A 17558-nucleotide genomic window follows, 5' to 3' on the forward strand; every position below is an offset into this window, starting at 1 on the left:
TCATCCCGCAGTGCACCTAATACCAAAGTCATAATCCCAAAGACGCGCTGCCTTTGGCAGGCGCTTTCTGTCATTTTTCCGAATGGCTGTCGTTGAGTCCGTGCTCGGAGGAGAACGCGGACGGTGTCGCGCAGCATCGAGAACGGGTCTCACGGGAGGATAACGCAATGGCAATCGCATCGACCGCCGGCGGAGCAAGCCGCGGCATGACGCGGGAGGAGAAGAAAGTCATCTTCGCTTCCTCGCTCGGCACCGTTTTCGAATGGTATGATTTCTATCTCTACGGCGCATTGGCCGGAGCGATCGGCGCGGCATTCTTCGCCTCCTATCCAGAGGCGACTCGCAACATCTTCACGCTGCTGGTTTTCGCCGCCGGCTTCCTGGTGCGCCCGTTCGGCGCGCTGGTGTTCGGTCGCATTGGCGATCTCGTCGGCCGCAAATACACATTTCTTGTCACCATCCTGATCATGGGCCTGTCGACCTTCCTGGTCGGCCTGCTTCCCGGCTCGGCGAACTGGGGCATTGCGGCGCCCATCATCCTGGTCGGGCTGCGCATGCTGCAGGGCCTGGCGCTCGGCGGTGAGTATGGTGGTGCGGCGACCTATGTCGCCGAGCATGCTCCCGACGATCGCCGCGGCTTCTATACGTCGTGGATTCAGACGACGGCGACGCTCGGCCTGTTCCTGTCGCTGATCGTCATCCTGGTCGTGCAGAATTCGCTGAGCAAGGAGGATTTCGCGGCTTGGGGCTGGCGTATTCCGTTCCTGCTCTCGGCCATACTGCTCGGCATATCGGTCTGGATCCGCCTGTCGCTTGCCGAATCGCCGACTTTCCAGCGCATGAAGGACGAGGGCAAGGGCTCCAAGGCGCCGCTGACGGAAGCCTTCGGCCAGTGGAAGAATGCCAAGATCGCGTTGCTCGCGTTGTTCGGCCTCACCGCCGGCCAGGCTGTGGTCTGGTACAACGGCCAGTTCTACGCGCTGTTCTTCCTGGCGAATGTGCTCAAGGTCGACCCACAGTCGGTCAACATCATGATCGCGATTGCGCTGGCGCTCGGCGCGGTCTTCTTCGTCGTGTTCGGCTGGCTATCCGACAAGATCGGCCGCAAGCCGATCATCATGGCCGGTCTCGCGCTGGCGATCGTCACCACCTTCCCGCTGTTCAAGGCGCTGACATGGGCCGCCAACCCGGCGCTCGCCACCGCCCAGCAGAACACGCGTGCGACGGTGACCGCTGCTCCGGGGGACTGCAAGTTCCAGTTCAATCCAACCGGAACACGCAAGCCTCTCACCTCGTGCGATATTGCGACGGACTTCCTGGCCAAAAGCTCGGTGCCCTATGATATCGTCACGACAGCGGCAGCGGGAACAGCGGCCAGCGTCAAGATCGGCGCCGAGACCGTGACGTCTTACGACGCCGTGGCGGCCGCTGATAAGGCTGCTCCAAGCGATGCGGCTTTCAAGAAGGCGATCAACCTGGCGCTTCAGGACGGCGGTTACCCACTGAAGCGTGCTGCCGCCAAGGTTGCTGACCAAAAGCTCGACGCCTTTGTCGCGGCCAATCCCGAACTGAAGCTCGACGCGGCAGCCATTCGCGCCGGTGAAAAGGCCACTGTCCCGCTCGCCCAGGCGGTCAAGGACAAGCTGCTGACGGCCGATGAGGCTGCCGGCGCCACGGACGTGACCGTCTACAGTGTTCCGGCGGCCGGTGCGTTCGCGATGTTTGCCGACCCGGCGGCGGTCAACTGGGCAAAGGTCATCGGCATCCTGTTCATCCTGGTCCTCTACGTGACCATGGTCTACGGGCCGATCGCGGCGATCCTGGTCGAGATGTTCCCGACCCGCATCCGCTATACCGGCATGTCGCTGCCCTATCACATCGGGAATGGCTGGTTCGGCGGCCTGCTGCCGGCGATCGTGTTCGCGCTCAGCGCCTCCAAGGGCGATATCTACTACGGCCTCTGGTATCCGGTGGTGATCGCGGCGATGTCGCTGATCATCGGCATGATCTTCGTCAGGGATACGCTGGGAACCAACCTGCACGACAAGCAGTAGCTGACAGCTCCAGCATACAAAGATAAAGCCCGGCGCGAGCAATCGCGCCGGGCTTCCTCTTTTCAGGCCAATTATCCGTTGACGAGGGCTGCTGCCCCTCTGTGTCAGCTCTTGCGGCCCCGGGCCTCATCCTCGATGGCTGCCTCATGGTACCAGCCGTCGCCGAAGTCTGCGCGGGCACCACGCAGCGAGGCAAGCTCTGCCGCAAACTTAGCCCTTCCGCTCAAATTTGAGGCAGAGAGGCGCGCTGCCGCCGGGAACATCAGAATTTTGGCCGACGGTCGTGTGGAAATGATTTCCATGCCGGATTCCTTTCTTCCGCCGAACCTTTTCGATTCAACTTGGTCCAAAGATAAGGTCTGCAATCAAGTTAGGCAATATGCCTATGAAAAGATCAGTATTTGCACACTATTTGTGCAAATAACGATTGTGATGGATCCGGGCGCATTGCTTAGGCGCTCACCGACTTTCGAGCGGATGCCGCGTCAATTTTGCCGCACCCTCCGGACCAAGAATGGCACACGAATTGCATTTTAAGTGTGCGGCAGGCCGTCTGCTGACGGCAGACGCATGTCGACGCCGTTCAGTGTTCGGTGATCAAGCAACGAGAGGCTAGAATGACGAAATACAAGCTCGAGTATATCTGGCTCGATGGATATACCCCGGTCCCCAACCTTCGCGGCAAGACGCAGATCAAGGAATTCGCCGAATTCCCTGATCTTGAGCAGCTGCCGCTGTGGGGCTTCGATGGTTCCTCGACCCAGCAGGCCGAAGGGCACAGCTCCGATTGCGTGCTGAAGCCGGTTGCGGTCTATCCGGATCCCGCCCGCACCAACGGCGTGCTGGTCATGTGCGAAGTCATGATGCCCGATGGCGTGACGCCGCACGCATCCAACAAGCGCGCCACCATCCTCGATGACGAGGGCGCCTGGTTCGGCTTCGAGCAGGAATATTTCTTCTACAAGGACGGCCGGCCGCTCGGCTTCCCCGAGAGCGGCTATCCCGCACCCCAGGGCCCGTACTACACCGGCGTCGGCTATTCCAATGTCGGCTCCATTGCGCGCCAGATCGTCGAGGAGCATCTCGACCTCTGCCTCGCCGCCGGCATCAACCACGAAGGCATCAACGCCGAAGTTGCCAAGGGCCAGTGGGAATTCCAGATTTTCGGCAAGGGCTCCAAGAAAGCCGCCGACCAGATGTGGATGGCCCGCTACCTCATGCAGCGCCTGACCGAGAAGTACGGCATCGACATCGAATACCACTGCAAGCCGCTTGGCGACACCGACTGGAACGGCTCTGGCATGCACGCCAACTTCTCGACCGCCTATATGCGCGAAGTCGGCGGCAAGGCCTATTTCGAAGCGCTGATGGCGGCCTTCGACAAGAACCTGATGGATCACATCGCCGTCTACGGCCCGGACAACGACAAGCGTTTGACCGGCAAGCACGAGACCGCGCCGTGGAACCGGTTCAGCTATGGCATTGCCGACCGTGGCGCCTCGATCCGCGTGCCGCATTCCTTCATCAAAAGCGACTACAAGGGTTATCTGGAAGACCGCCGTCCGAACTCGCAGGGCGACCCCTACCAGATCGCCTCGCAGATCCTGAAGACGATCGCCTCGGTTCCGGCAAGCGCCCAGGTTTCGGCCGCCGCGTAAGCGTTTCGGACTGCATGACAAGAAGACCCCGGCGTTTCGCGCCGGGGTTCTTTTTTGGCCGTTACCCGGCTGACGGCATTCCTGGGAAAACATACCCAGAAAAAGTCAGGGAATTCACGCGATCGCAAATCGCCCGGGAGTTCTTGCCGCAGCCATGTGAGCCTCCGGCGATCACTCGCTATAAAGCCCGGAAAAGCGCCTTTTCCAGCCCTTATCCGGGGCAAAGGGCCTTCCATAAGCATCTGTTCATACAGCAGAATCGGCCATTCGCGGCCCAGCTTGCGACGTTGACAGATCACGCTACGGCATGCGTGTATTCGCAGGCCTTGGGGTTACGTCACGCAATGCTGTTCGGACGGGCGGGGTTTTCTGAACGGCGGCATTGGCGTGGGCGCCGGACGAGCGGTCACTGTAGCCTGAGACAGTGCTCCGCTCGCTCCTGGCTCCAACGTTGGCGACCGAGCGGCCGCCTTGATCTTCACTGGACATCGCCGAGTAGTGATTGAAGTCACCGGACCGACGCTCAAGCCGGCCGCTCCGATGGACCGTAGGTCCAAGAATCCGGGCATCGTGCGATCGCCGAAGACGAAAGGCGGATACGGGTGCGCATGCGGCTGCCGCGCAGGCGAGACATGCCGGTCGGCTGGCAATTCCTATTGGAGCGCAGCAAAAAGCCCTTGAAAGAGCGAAGTCTTTCAAGGGCTTGAGCATTATAGCTAATCTGGACTGAGATTGAATCTCAGACCGAGTAGTACATGTCGTATTCGACCGGATGCGGGGTCATTTCGAAGCGCATCACTTCGGCCATCTTCAGCTCGATGTAGCTGTCGATCTGGTCGTCGTCGAAGACGCCGCCAGCCTTCAGGAAGCCACGGTCCTTGTCGAGGCTCTGCAGGGCTTCGCGCAGCGAACCGCAGACGGTCGGGATCTTCTTCAACTCCTTCGGCGGCAGGTCGTAGAGATCCTTGTCCATCGGCTGGCCGGGATGGATCTTGTTCTTGATACCGTCGAGGCCGGCCATCAGCAGCGCGGAGAAGGCGAGGTAGGGGTTCGCGCCCGGATCGGGGAAGCGGACCTCGACGCGCTTGGCCTTCGGCGACGAGCCGAACGGGATACGGCAGGACGCCGAGCGGTTGCGCGCCGAATAGGCGAGCAGCACCGGCGCTTCATAGCCTGGCACCAGACGCTTGTAGGAATTGGTCAGCGGGTTGGTGAAGGCGTTGATCGCCTTGGCATGCTTGATGACGCCGCCGATGAAGAACAGGCAGCTTTCCGACAGACCGGCATATTCATTGCCGGCGAAGGTCGGCTTGCCGTTCTTCCAGATCGACATGTGGACGTGCATGCCCGAGCCGTTGTCGCCGAAGATCGGCTTCGGCATGAAGGTGGCCGTCTTGCCATAGGCGTTGGCGACCTGGTGGACGACATATTTGTAGATCAGCATCTTGTCGGCGTTGCGCACCAGTGCGTCGAACTTGATGCCGAGTTCGTGCTGGGCCGCCGCCACCTCATGGTGATGCTTTTCGACGCGCACGCCCATCTCGGCGAGCACGGTCAGCATTTCCGAGCGCATGTCCTGCGCGCTGTCGATCGGCGGCACCGGGAAGTAGCCGCCCTTGACGCGCGGGCGGTGGCCGAGATTGCCGGTCTCGTAGTCGGTGTCGTCGTTCGACGGCAGTTCCGTGGAGTCGAGCTTGAAACCGGTGTTGTAGGGGTCGGCCTTGTACTTCACGTCGTCGAAGACGAAGAATTCGGCTTCCGGGCCGACATAGATGGTGTCGCCGATGCCTTCGGCCTTCATGTAGGCCTCGGCCTTCTTGGCCGTGCCGCGCGGATCGCGGTTGTAGGATTCACCCGAAACCGGATCGAGGATGTCGCACAGGATGACCATGGTCGACTGGGCGAAGAACGGGTCCATATGAACCGTGTCCGGATCGGGCATCAGCACCATGTCGGACTCGTTGATGGCCTTCCAGCCGGCAATCGAAGAGCCGTCGAACATCACGCCATCGGCGAACATGTCTTCCTCGACCTCGATGACATCCATCGTCACGTGCTGCAGCTTGCCCTTCGGGTCTGTGAAGCGCAGGTCGACGAATTTCACGTCGTTGTCCTTGATCTGCTTCATGATGTCTTTGGCTGTCGTCATGTCATGTATCCCTGTGTGATGACGTTTTTTGATGATGACGTTTTCAGGAGGAGGGCCGGTCAGGTCAGACCGCGTCCATGCCCGTTTCGCCGGTGCGTATCCGCACGACTTCCTCGATGTTGGAAACGAAGATCTTGCCGTCACCGATGCGGCCCGTCTGGGCCGCCTTGCGGATGGCCTCAATGGCGCCTTCGACCGCGTCGTCGCCAAGCACGACCTCGATCTTCACCTTGGGCAGGAAATCGACGACATATTCGGCGCCGCGATAGAGTTCGGTGTGGCCCTTCTGACGACCGAAGCCTTTTGCCTCGGTGACAGTGATGCCTTGCAGTCCGGCTTCCTGAAGCGCTTCCTTCACTTCGTCCAGCTTGAATGGCTTGATGATCGCTTCGATCTTTTTCATGTAAAAAGTGGCCTCCACTGCCAAAAAAAACGGGTTGTGACCCCCCGCTTGCGCCTCCATCAAGCACGAACTGTGCCAATTCAGCGGATTCTAAGCGGTCTCATAAGATTTCAAAGCCGCGCCGCACCGGGATGCAAATTCGCGTCATTCGCTGCACCGGATGCGGCATGGGCTGCCAGAGCCTACACAGCGCCAGCACCCGCGTCCGCACAAAAATCAGGCACATCGCCTATCCCGCAGGCAATTTTCTGCCCGCGATGCCTTCGTACCGACGTTGTGGCCGCAGATCTCGGCAACTCCCCCTTGTTTGCTTAGGATCGAAATTGGACAATGCTTGATAGCATGCGGATCGGCAATCCATGAGCAACGAACTTCTTGTCCCCGCCGAAATGACTGCGGCCGACCGGCTGACGATCGCGGCCGGTCCGGCCGATGGAATCAGCCTGATGCGGCGCGCGGGCGAAGCGGTCGCGGCCGAGGTTCTCAAGCGCTATCCCTCGGCAAAGCACATCCATGTGCTGTGCGGGCCCGGCAACAATGGCGGCGATGGCTATGTCGTCGCACGCCTCCTGGCCGGCAGCGGCGTCGGCACAACGATCTGGTCATCCGGAGCGCCGAGGCCGGAAAGCGATGCGGCGCTCGCCGCCGCGGAATCCCTGATCAAGTCCCGGCCGCTGTCTGATTTCGACGCCGAGTTCGGCTCGATCGTGATCGACGCGCTCTATGGGGCAGGGCTGTCCAAGCCGCTGTCCGGCGATGCCGCGAAAGCTGTCGATACCGTGACAGCCCTGCGCCTGCCTGTGGTCGCGATCGACCTGCCGTCGGGCGTCTCAGGTGCCAGCGGCGAAATATTGAGCAGGGCGTTTCGCGCCGAACTCACCGTTACCTTCGCCCGGAAAAAGCCCGGCCACCTGCTGCTGCCGGGGCGCGGGCAATGCGGTGAAATCGTGCTCGCCGATATCGGCATCGATGACGGCATCATCGCCCAACTCGCTGTCTCGACCTTCGAAAATGTGCCGGACCTGTGGTTGCAGGAATTTCCGGTGCCGGCGGTGGACGCGCATAAATACAAGCGCGGCCATGTCGGCGTCTTTTCCGGCGGCCCGAGTGCTACCGGCGCGGCGCGGCTGTCGGCGATGGCCGCCGCGAGAAGCGGGGCAGGGGCGGTCACCGTGCTGTCGCCTGGCAATGCCCTGCAGGTGAACGCGACACACCTCACCTCGATCATGCTGCGAGAGGCGGGGTCACTCGAGGAGGTGCAGGAATTTCTGACGGCGCGCCATCCCGAGGCGCTGGTGTTTGGACCGGGGCTCGGGCCAAAGCCCAAGGTCGGCGATTTCGCCCTGCAACTGATCAAGACCTTGGCGGAGGGTGCACGCGCATCGCAAACCGCAAACCACGGAGGAGCGATCGTGCTTGATGCTGACGCCATTACATCTATGGCCCATCAGCCGCAGTCGCTGTTCGAAGCCGCCCGTCACCTGAACGCGCCAGCGTTGGTGATCACGCCGCATGAGGGTGAATTCGGCCGCTTGTTCCCAGATATCGCCGGGGACAAAACCATGTCGAAATTGGACAAGGCGCGGGCGGCCGCAGCGCGGGCCAATGCCGTCATCGTCTACAAGGGCGCCGACACGGTCATAGCAGCGCCCGATGGCAAAGCGGCGATCAACTCCAACGGTGCACCGTGGCTGGCCACAGCCGGGTCAGGCGACGTGCTGTCGGGCATCATTGCCGGTTTGCTCGCACAAGGCATGCCGCCCTTGGAGGGCACCTGCGCGGCGGTGTGGCTGCATGCCGAAGCCGGCAGCCGGTTCGGACCCGGCTTGATCGCCGAGGATCTGCCGCTGGCGCTGCTGCCGGTGTTGCGTGAACTCTTCGACGCGCGCATGGCTGTTCCATGAACCGCGCCCTGGCTCTGCTGCTTGCCACAGTCTTTGCCGTCTTCGTGGCGTCGACGGCGCGCGCCGAGGGCCCTTTGATCATCGTCGACGATCCGGCGGTGCTCGCCGCACTCGATGCCAAGGGTTTCGGCTTCGTCGACGTTTTCGGCGTCGACGGCGAGGACGGTCTAAAGACGCTTTACGACGAGGCACCCGCCTATCACGCCATCGTCGACATCGTTGCCTCTGATGTTGCGGCATTGCGCGCCGAGATGAAAGCCGGTGGGCGGCCGCTCTACGAGATAACCGACGGCAATGTCGGCCGCATCATGGACATGCGCTGGCTGAAGACCGATGCCGCGCGCCTCCGGTTGGTCGGCATCGTCAACCGGCTCGACCGTCGCGATTTCACGCGGCTGCAAGGCGACAGGAACTGCGGCGAGGTGCGCTTCGTCTACCGCCTGGCCTACAGTTTTCGCAAGAACGGCAAGCTGCTGGCATCGCGCCTGCCGTTCAATTTCAATGCCGTCTACAGCGCCGCGCCCGATGCCGACGGCGGCTGCGTCGGTACTGCCGGACGCTGGACGCCACAGCTTGACGAGAGCGTCGATGCCGGCTGGCTGACCGGCGGGCCGCTGGAGAAGGCCGGGCTGACCTTCAAGCAGCTGGAGCTCAACGCGCAGGTGGTGCGCTTCCCCTCCGGACAGGAAACCGAGTTCGGTGGCCAAGCCGCCTATCTCATGCGGGTATTCGGCATCGATGGCGCTGCTATCAGCGAGAAGCCGCTGGAGAACACGCCCGACACCGCACGGCTCTCGCAGGACGCGGCGCTGAAAGCACGGCTTGCCGCCTATGTCGGCGCCAATCTGCCGGCGGTCGATGAAGGCGTTTATGAAATTCCCGACGAGTTCCTGGCCAGAAAGATTATTTCATGGTCGACCTTCGGCAGTGCGCGGCAGGCCAATCACCCGTTTACGCAATTATTCCAACCTGAGGAATTCGCATCGCTCGATTATTCCGCGCTGAAACTCGTGCGCACGCCGGAAGCGCTGGTCGAACGATTGGACAATGGCGCCTGCCAGGGGTGCCATCAGGCCGGTTCGACCGCCGGTTTCCATTTCATCGGGCTAGACGACAAGACGACATCGCCGTTGAACCGCATCGAGGTCGGGGTTTCGCCGCATCTTCATGCCGAGATCCCGCGGCGCCAGGCGTGGCTGGCCGCCACGGCCGAAGGCAAGCAGCCGAACCGCTTCCGTCCGCTCTCCTTTGCGCCGCCGGCGGTCTGGACGAACGCCGGCGCGGTCGATTACGCGCCGGCGGAGATGGCCATGCCGTGCCTGATGCAGGAAGATGCGACCCGCTTCGGCGCGACCTGGCAGTGCAGCAGTGGTACCATCTGCACGCCGCTGGCCACCGCTTCGGGCGTGCACACGAAACTGGCGCAATGCCTGCTGCCCAAGGACAGCGAAAAAATGTTTTCCGGCCATCCCTGCCTGACCGGCTCGATCGCCAGCAACGCGGCGCAGCCCTTCAACGACCGCTACAGCAGATCGGGCCAGTTCGCGGCCTTCGCCCCGGACATTTCCCGTACCGCCTACACCTGCCGTCCGCCGAAGATCGGCGTGCCTGGAGGCATCGCCTATCGCGGCTGCGACGACAAGGACCGTGCTTTCGCGGCCTTCAAAGCCGGCAAGCCGATGCCGAATGAAATCTGCGGGCTGGTCGGCGGCAAGAAATTCGACATCTGCGTGGCCACCAACAATTTCGACCAATGTCTTGGCGGCGCTGTCAATCGCGGCAACCGGCCGGCCTGTTCGGCCGATCATTTCTGCCGCGAGGACTATATGTGCCAGTCGCTGCCGCCGGACACGCCGGGCATCGGCAAGGTGAAAGGCATCGGCTTCTGCTCGCCGACCTATTTCATCTTCCAGATGCGCATCGACAACCACGCAACGCCATGGGGCAGCCCTGTCCGTGCCACGATGGGAGCGGGGTTTGGTGCGGCGGAAGAGGAGTGAGCTGCCCGACGGTTACCTCCTCGGATAGATGCCCAGCCACGCCTCACAGCGGGATGTTGTCGTGCTTCTTCCAGGGGTTCTGCATGTCCTTGTTGCGCAGCATGCGCAGCGCGCGCGCGATGCGGCGGCGGGTCGAGTGCGGCATGATCACCTCGTCGACATAGCCGCGCTCGGCGGCGACGAAGGGCGACAGGAAGCGATCCTCGTAAGCCTTTGTGTGGGCTGCGATCTTTTCGGCGTCACCGATGTCCTTGCGGTAGATGATCTCGACCGCGCCCCTGGCGCCCATCACCGCGATCTGCGCGGTCGGCCAGGCGTAGTTCATGTCGCCGCGAAGATGCTTTGACGCCATCACGTCATAGGCGCCGCCATAGGCTTTGCGGGTGATGACGGTGATCTTCGGCACGGTGGCCTCGGCATAGGCGAACAGGAGTTTCGCGCCATGCTTGATCAGCCCGCCATATTCCTGCGCGGTGCCGGGCAGGAAGCCGGGGACATCGACGAAGGTGACGATCGGGATCGAAAAACAATCGCAGAAGCGCACGAAACGGGCCGCCTTGCGGCTGGCGTCGGAATCGAGCACGCCGGCCAATACCATCGGCTGGTTGGCGACGAAGCCGACGGTGCGGCCCTCGACGCGCCCGAACCCGGTGACGATGTTCTTGGCGAAGTTCTGCTGGATCTCGAAGAAGTCGCCTTCATCGGCGACCTTCAGGATCAGTTCCTTGATGTCGTAGGGCTTGTTGGCGTTGTCGGGAATCAGCCGGTCGAGCGACAAATCATGGTCGGTGACCGACTGGTAGCATTCGATCTCGGGAAGCTCCGACGTGTTGGAGGCCGGCAACAGGTCGACCAGCCGGCGCATCTGCAACAGCGCCTCGACGTCATTGTCATAGGCGCCGTCGGCGATCGAGGATTTCGTCGTGTGGACGGAGGCGCCGCCGAGGCTCTCGGCGGTCACCGTCTCGTTGGTCACGGTCTTCACCACATCCGGCCCAGTAACGAACATGTAGGAAGTGTCGCGCACCATGAAGATGAAGTCGGTCATGGCAGGCGAATAGACGTCGCCGCCGGCGCACGGTCCCATGATGACGGAAATCTGCGGAATGACGCCTGAGGCCAGCACGTTGCGCTGAAAAATCTCGGCATAGCCGCCGAGTGCTGCCACGCCTTCCTGGATGCGCGCGCCGCCAGCATCGTAGAGGCCGATGATCGGCGCCCGGTTGCGGAGCGCCATCTCCTGCACCTTGATGACCTTCTCGGCATGCGCTTCCGACAGCGAGCCGCCGAATACGGTAAAGTCCTTGGCGAAGAGGTAGACCGGGCGGCCGTTGACGGTGCCCCAGCCGGTGACGACGCCGTCGCCGGCGATCTTGGTGTTCTCCATGCCGAAGTCGGTCGAGCGGTGCTCGACATACATGTCGAATTCCTCGAACGAGCCCTCGTCGAGAAACACCTCGATGCGTTCGCGCGCGGTGAGCTTGCCCTTCTTGTGCTGGGCATCGATGCGGACCTGGCCGCCGCCCATGCGGGCGATCTCGCGGCGGCGCTCGAGTTCCTTGAGAACGTCTTTCATCGATTACCTCCCAAGCCAGCGGCATTTCGTCGTAATCGTGCCGGCAAGCGAGCGCAAGCGGCGCTTGCGCCACGGGCTTTGCTGCGCTGCAACATGAAGCCCCTTGCAATTGAGGGCGAACTCAGCCATATGCAGCCCATAGGCGCTTGGGCCGGGAACGAATCCGGCCTTCTCGACGAATGAGACTGGTTGCGTCTGTTTTCCCTCTTTCCGGTATATCGGCCCTTTTTCCGGTAAATCACAAAGCGGCGAAAAAGCCCCGTGGCATGATGCCTGCGGGCACGACAGCGCAGCCGAGTGGACGAATACGTCCGCCCGCCTTGTCGTTCATCACAGATTTTTCGACGGCAGGTTGCGCCCTGCCGCCATTGATGTTTGCGGCCAGAAGCCGCGTGAAAGAAGATTATTTTGACCAACGAAAACACTTTGCCCGGTAGCACTGCGGAACTCACCGGTTTCGCGGCACTGGGTATTACGGGCGCGCTGCTCAAGGCCACCCACAACGCCGGCTTCGCCGAGCCGAAGCCGATCCAGGCACAGGCGATCCCGCCGCAGATGGAAGGCCGTGACATTTTCGGCATTGCCCAGACCGGCTCCGGCAAGACTGCGGCCTTCGCGCTGCCGATCTTGTCGAAGATCATTGCGCTTGGCACCAAGCGCCGGCCGAAGACGGCACGTGCGCTTATCCTGGCGCCGACGCGCGAACTCGCCGTGCAGATCGAAGACACGATCAAGATCCTCGCCAAGGGCGCGCATGTCTCGACCGCGCTCGTTCTTGGCGGCGTGTCCCGCTTCAGCCAGGTGAAGAAGGTTGCTCCCGGCGTCGACATCCTGATCGCCACGCCCGGCCGGTTGACCGATCTTGTGCGTGAGGGCGATCTCGTGCTTGCCGACACCAAATGGCTGGTGCTGGACGAAGGCGACCGCATGCTCGACATGGGCTTCATCAACGACGTCAAGCGCATCGCCAAGGCGACCGCGCCCGACCGTCAGACGGTGCTGTTCTCGGCGACCATGCCCAATGAAATCGCCGAACTGGCCAAGGGCCTGCTGAAGAACCCGATTCGTGTCGAAGTCGCGCCGCAAAGCACGGCGGCGGCCGAGATCGTGCAGGGCGTCGTCTTTGCCCGCACCAAGCAGAAGCGCCAGGTGTTGTCGACGATGCTCGCCGACGAGGCGATGAAGTCCGTCATCATCTTTTCGCGCACCAAGCATGGTGCCGACAGGGTGACCAAGGACCTCGAGCGCGACGGCTTCAAGGCCGCCGTCATCCACGGCAACAAGTCGCAGAACGCCCGCCAGAAAGCGCTGAACGATTTCCGCGACGGCTCGGTGCGCATTCTGGTGGCGACCGACATCGCGGCGCGCGGCATCGACGTGCCCGGCATCAGCCATGTCGTGAATTTCGACCTGCCTGATGAAGCCGAGAGCTACGTCCACCGCATCGGCCGTACCGGCCGCAACGGCATGGACGGCATCGCGATAACGCTTTGCGATCCTTCCGAGAACAGCAAGCTGCGCCAGGTCGAGCGCATCATCCGCACCAAGCTGCCGATCGTTGCCGACCATCTCGGCAGCCCCGATCCGCTGCGCAATCCGGCTGAAAAGAACGAGCGATTCGAGCCGGCCAATGATCGCAACGACCGCAATGGCCGTCGCGACGGCAGGCGGCCCGGTGGCGAGAACAAGGGCAACGGCTTTGGCAAGAAGCGCTTCGGCGACAAGCCGGCCTTCGCAGGCGAGCGCAAGCCTGATGGCGCCAAGCCGGCCTTCAAGGGCAACAACAAGCGCCGCTTCGGCGGCAAGCGTCCGGCGGCGCGGGCTGCGTAAGTAGGCAGCGCTGTAGTCAATCAAGCTCAGGCTGGCTGACTGCCGGGACAGACCAAGGAAAGGGCGGCCGAAGCGATGCTTCGGTCGCCTTTTTCGTCTGCCTACTTCACCACCGCTTCGATCCAGACGGCGATCCTTTGCGCCAGAAACGCCGTGGTCGATGGCGACAGCGCGCCGCCGGCAATGACGTGATTGTCCGGGTCGCCGGTGTCGTCGACCGGAACCAGTTCATGCGGCGCCCCCCAGCGCCCGGCAATCTCGCGGGTGCGATCGGCCCGCACCACTTTGTCCGAATCAGAAAAGATGAACAGTGCAGGGGTGGTCGCCTTCTCCACCGGCGCGCCATAGGCAAGCTCGGTCAGCGCCTGCATCGGCAAGGTCGCTTCGATCGGATAGCGGGTGGTCCAGAATTTTTCATGCAGCGCGTTGCGCGGCACGAAGCTGTGTTCCTTGCCGGCGACCAGCCTGGCGATCTGTTTGCCCCACGGCATGGTCAGGATCTCGGCGCCCGAAGCCTTGACGCCGAAATTCGGCGAGATGAACGCGATCGCCGCCACCCCGTCCGATGCACCGGGCTGCGTTGCCGCCCAGACCGCCAGCGAGCCGCCGGTCGACGTCGAGATGACGATCACCTTGTCGCCGATCGCCCGGCCAATGGCGAGTGCCTCCTCATAGTCGTTGATCCAGGCGTTGATGCTGCCTTGCGTCATCGCCGCGCCATCCTGCCCGTGACCGGTAAGGCGTGTGTAGAAGAGATTGGCGTCAAGCTGTTCCGCCACTTCGTCCGGCAGCGGGCGGATTTCGCCCTTCGATGCGGAAAAGCCGTGGATGTAGACGATCGACAGCGGGGTCCTGGCATGCACCAACGGATCGGCCCAGACGATCTCTTTTTCCAGCCCGTCACGGATTCCGGGGATGGCGGCTTCCGCCTTTGCCACATAGGCCTGCGGATCGTCAGCGATGAGCGAGGGATCGAAACGGATAGTGGTGTCGACGCGAACGCGCGGGCCGAGCACGAAGGCCAGTGCGAGAATGGCGACAAGGCCCAGCACAGCAAGCACGATCCGTCGCCCCATCGCAGACTCCACGCAGCATTTGTCTCAACCATGGCGACGGCGGCCCGAAACGGGGAGCCTGCCAATTTCGCAGGCGTCCTATTCGATCGGCGGCTTGCGGTCGTAGTGTAGCGGCCGCGCCTTCCAACTGGTCATCAGGCTGATAAACCCTCTGCACAGCGGCCTCGGCAGCAGGCCGAGCAGTTTCAGGGGCCAGCTTGTCCGGCGCGGGAAATGGACTTCGAAGCCGCCGGACTTGATGCCCCGCGCCATGCGGCGCGATGCGCGGCTGACCGGCATCAGTCCCGGCATGGGCAGCATGTTCTTCTCGGTCAGCGGGGTGTCGATGAAGCCGGGATTGAACACCTGGATACGCACGTTCATCTTGTCGAAATCATACTTCAGCGACTCGGCCAGAATGTTGATGGCCGCCTTGGTGCCGCCATAGGCGGCCGTTGTCGGCCAGCCGAAATAGGATGTCACCGAGCCGACCAGCACGACATGGCCGCGCGCCCGCACACGCATGCGTTCGACCGCGGGCACGAGGCCGTTGATGATGCCGAAATAATTGACCTCGAAGGACCGCCGAAAGTCGTTGACGACAAGATTCTCCCCCGGCGTCGAAATGTAGTTCCCTGCATTGAAGATGGCGAGCACGATGGGACCGAGTTCCTTCTCGATCGCGGCGACGGTTCTTGCCATGCGCGGCTCGTCGGTGACATCGCAAGGAAAGGCCGTGACACTGCCCGGCATCTGCGCGGTCTCGACGACAAGCGTGTCGATCGGATCGTCGTCAAGCGCCGTCACCGCGACGGCATAGCCCTGGGACGCAAGATCCCTGGCCAGCGCACGGCCGATGCCGCTTGAGCCGCCCGTGATCCAGGCGACGCCGTGCTTCGGGTTAGCCCGGTAGAGTGTCATGCTGCGCCCTGTCAACTTGTTGGTGCTTTGCTCTAGCGGTGAAGAAATCGAATGAAAAGCCGCTTTTCAACGTCAGCCGGAAATGAACAGTGGCGCAAGAGGCCAGCCTCGGGAAGCGCCGACGCAACAACAGCACTGCAAATGCGACTGGACCAGACAAATTCTTGCCTTGAAACCGCAGCTTCGGGTTTCTAGGGTTTCGGCGCACCTACACAAGGAATCCTGAATGCCCCGTTCTGTGATCGACGCGATCGGCAACACGCCTCTGATCCGCCTCAACAAAGCTTCGGAACAAACCGGTTGCGAGATCCTGGGCAAGGCCGAATTCATGAATCCGGGCCAGTCGGTCAAGGATCGCGCGGGCCTGTTCATCATCCGCGACGCCGAGAAGCGCGGGCTGCTGAAGCCCGGCGGTGTGATCGTCGAGGGAACGGCGGGCAATACCGGCATCGGGCTGACGTTGGTCGCCAAGGCGCTCGGCTATCGCACCGTCATCGTCATCCCGGACACACAGAGCCAGGAGAAGAAGGACACGATCAAACTGCTCGGCGCCGAACTGATCGAAGTGCCGGCCGTGCCCTACAGGAATCCCAACAATTACGTGAAACTGTCGGGGCGGTTGGCCGAGCAACTGGCAAAGACAGAACCGAACGGCGCCATCTGGGCCAACCAGTTCGACAATGTCGCCAACCGTGACGGCCATATCCGCACCACGGCGGAGGAAATCTGGAACCAGACCGGCGGCAAGGTCGACGGCTTTGTCTCGGCGGTCGGTTCGGGCGGCACGCTGGCCGGCGTCGCCTCCGGACTGAAAGCCAAAAGCCGGGATGTGAAGATCGCGCTCGCCGATCCGCTGGGGGCCGCGCTCTATTCTTTCTACACCAGCGGCGAGCTGAAGTCCGAAGGCAGCTCGATCACCGAAGGCATCGGGCAGGGGCGCATCACCGCCAACCTCGAAGGGTTCACGCCGGATTTTTCATTCCAGATCCCCGATGAGGATGCGCTGCCGATCGTCTTCGACCTGATCCAGGAAGAGGGCCTTTGCGTCGGCGGCTCGACCGGCATCAACATAGCCGGCGCGATCCGTCTGGCCAGGGAATTGGGTCCCGGCCACACCATCGTGACCATTCTTTGTGATTATGGCACGCGCTATCAATCAAAACTGTTCAACCCGGAATTCCTGCGCGAGAAGCAGCTGCCGGTGCCAGGCTGGATGGAGCTGAAGAGCACAATTCCGGTGCCGTTCGAAAAGGTCGCGTGATGGCAAACAGGACGGACGCCCTGTTTCGCGACGATGCCTACCTGCGGACGGCGGACGCAACGGTCGTTGCCGTCAACGATCGCGGCGGTATCATCCTCGACCGCACGATCTTCTACGCCACTTCGGGTGGCCAACCGGGCGATACCGGGTATCTCGAGCGTGGCGACGGCAGCCGCATCGCCATTGCCGCCACCCTCACCGGTGAGACCAAGGACGAGATCATCCATGTGCCGGCGCCGGAGCAGGCGGTTCCGCAGCCCGGCGAGGCGGTGAGGCTGGCCATCGACTGGGAGCGGCGGCATCTCTTGATGCGCATGCACGCGGCTTGCCACCTGCTCACCGTCGTCTGCCCGTTCCCGATCACCGGTGCCTCGGTTTCCGAGGACGACAGCCGTGTCGATTTCGACGCTCCGGATGCCGGCTTCACCAAGGAGGACGTCACTGCCGGGCTGATGGACCTGGTGCGGGCCGATCATCCGATCTTTGTCAGGCTGATCAGTGACGAGGATCTGGCTGCCAATCCCGGCCTAGTGAAATCCAAGAACGTTCGGCCGCCGGTCGGCACCGGCAAGATCCGCCTGGTCTGTATCGGCGACAACGCCTCGGTGGACAGCCAGCCCTGCGGCGGCACCCATGTAAAGAGCACCGGCGAAGTCGGCGAAATCCACATCGGCAAGATCGAGAAGAAGGGCCGCGAGAACCGGCGCTTCCGCATCCGCTTTGGGCCGATGTCGGCAAACTGAACAG

At 62.3% G+C, this 17558-nt stretch carries 13 protein-coding genes; 7 read left to right on the top strand and 6 right to left on the bottom strand.

The annotated features are described in order from the left end of the window. Positions 1-167 precede the first annotated feature (167 nt). Positions 168-2054, top strand: a complete 1887-nt coding sequence (locus NKJ11_RS18170) for an MFS transporter (RefSeq protein WP_023812073.1) — start codon at positions 168-170, stop codon at positions 2052-2054. 104 nt (positions 2055-2158) lie between these two features. Here NKJ11_RS18170 and NKJ11_RS18175 read toward each other — a convergent pair whose 3' ends face one another. Continuing rightward, positions 2159-2356, bottom strand: coding sequence for a DUF2735 domain-containing protein (locus tag NKJ11_RS18175; RefSeq protein WP_023812072.1), 198 nt, complete (start codon positions 2354-2356; stop codon positions 2159-2161). A gap of 315 nt (positions 2357-2671) precedes the next feature. On the opposite strand from NKJ11_RS18175, the gene NKJ11_RS18180 reads away from it, so the two are divergent. After that, positions 2672-3712 (top strand): glutamine synthetase beta-grasp domain-containing protein, encoded by a 1041-nt coding sequence (locus NKJ11_RS18180; protein ID WP_023812071.1) that lies wholly within the window; start codon positions 2672-2674, stop codon positions 3710-3712. Positions 3713-4451: 739 nt separating this feature from the next. Here NKJ11_RS18180 and glnA read toward each other — a convergent pair. Next, positions 4452-5861: a type I glutamate--ammonia ligase gene (glnA, locus tag NKJ11_RS18185; RefSeq protein WP_112395089.1), complete on the bottom strand. Its 1410-nt coding sequence runs from the start codon at positions 5859-5861 to the stop codon at positions 4452-4454. Between the two features lie 64 nt (positions 5862-5925). Beyond that, positions 5926-6264 (bottom strand): P-II family nitrogen regulator, encoded by a 339-nt coding sequence (locus NKJ11_RS18190; protein WP_006205430.1) that lies wholly within the window; start codon positions 6262-6264, stop codon positions 5926-5928. 359 nt (positions 6265-6623) lie between these two features. Between NKJ11_RS18190 and NKJ11_RS18195 the strand changes: the two genes are divergently transcribed. Both NKJ11_RS18195 and NKJ11_RS18200 read left to right on the top strand, forming a co-directional pair. Beyond that, positions 6624-8168: an NAD(P)H-hydrate dehydratase gene (locus NKJ11_RS18195; protein ID WP_352793889.1), complete on the top strand. Its 1545-nt coding sequence runs from the start codon at positions 6624-6626 to the stop codon at positions 8166-8168. Further along, positions 8165-10168, top strand: a complete 2004-nt coding sequence (locus tag NKJ11_RS18200) for a hypothetical protein (protein ID WP_352793891.1) — start codon at positions 8165-8167, stop codon at positions 10166-10168. The genes NKJ11_RS18195 and NKJ11_RS18200 overlap by 4 nt, the downstream gene beginning before the upstream one ends. A gap of 43 nt (positions 10169-10211) precedes the next feature. On the opposite strand, the gene NKJ11_RS18205 is transcribed toward NKJ11_RS18200, so the two are convergent. Then, positions 10212-11744, bottom strand: coding sequence for an acyl-CoA carboxylase subunit beta (locus NKJ11_RS18205; RefSeq protein WP_023812067.1), 1533 nt, complete (start codon positions 11742-11744; stop codon positions 10212-10214). Positions 11745-12152: 408 nt separating this feature from the next. Here NKJ11_RS18205 and NKJ11_RS18210 point away from each other — a divergent pair, with 408 nt between their 5' ends. After that, positions 12153-13574, top strand: coding sequence for a DEAD/DEAH box helicase (locus tag NKJ11_RS18210; protein ID WP_023812066.1), 1422 nt, complete (start codon positions 12153-12155; stop codon positions 13572-13574). A 101-nt stretch (positions 13575-13675) separates the two neighbouring features. Here the strand turns inward: NKJ11_RS18210 and NKJ11_RS18215 are convergent, their stop codons facing one another. Continuing rightward, entirely contained in the window at positions 13676-14650 is a 975-nt protein-coding gene (locus NKJ11_RS18215) for an alpha/beta hydrolase (RefSeq protein WP_352793894.1), read from the bottom strand. A 78-nt stretch (positions 14651-14728) separates the two neighbouring features. Continuing rightward, positions 14729-15550: an SDR family oxidoreductase gene (locus NKJ11_RS18220; protein WP_023812065.1), complete on the bottom strand. Its 822-nt coding sequence runs from the start codon at positions 15548-15550 to the stop codon at positions 14729-14731. 226 nt (positions 15551-15776) lie between these two features. On the opposite strand from NKJ11_RS18220, the gene NKJ11_RS18225 reads away from it, so the two are divergent. Together NKJ11_RS18225 and NKJ11_RS18230 are read left to right on the top strand one after the other, a co-directional pair. Then, positions 15777-16811, top strand: coding sequence for a cysteine synthase A (locus NKJ11_RS18225; RefSeq protein ID WP_023812064.1), 1035 nt, complete (start codon positions 15777-15779; stop codon positions 16809-16811). Next, a complete protein-coding gene (locus NKJ11_RS18230; protein WP_023812063.1) occupies positions 16811-17554 on the top strand; it encodes an alanyl-tRNA editing protein in 744 nt (247 codons plus the stop codon). Before NKJ11_RS18225 ends, NKJ11_RS18230 begins: the two co-directional genes overlap by 1 nt. Positions 17555-17558: the final 4 nt, after the last annotated feature.

The organism is Mesorhizobium sp. M0243, assembly GCF_040321775.1.
Classification (GTDB): Bacteria; Pseudomonadota; Alphaproteobacteria; order Rhizobiales; family Rhizobiaceae; genus Mesorhizobium.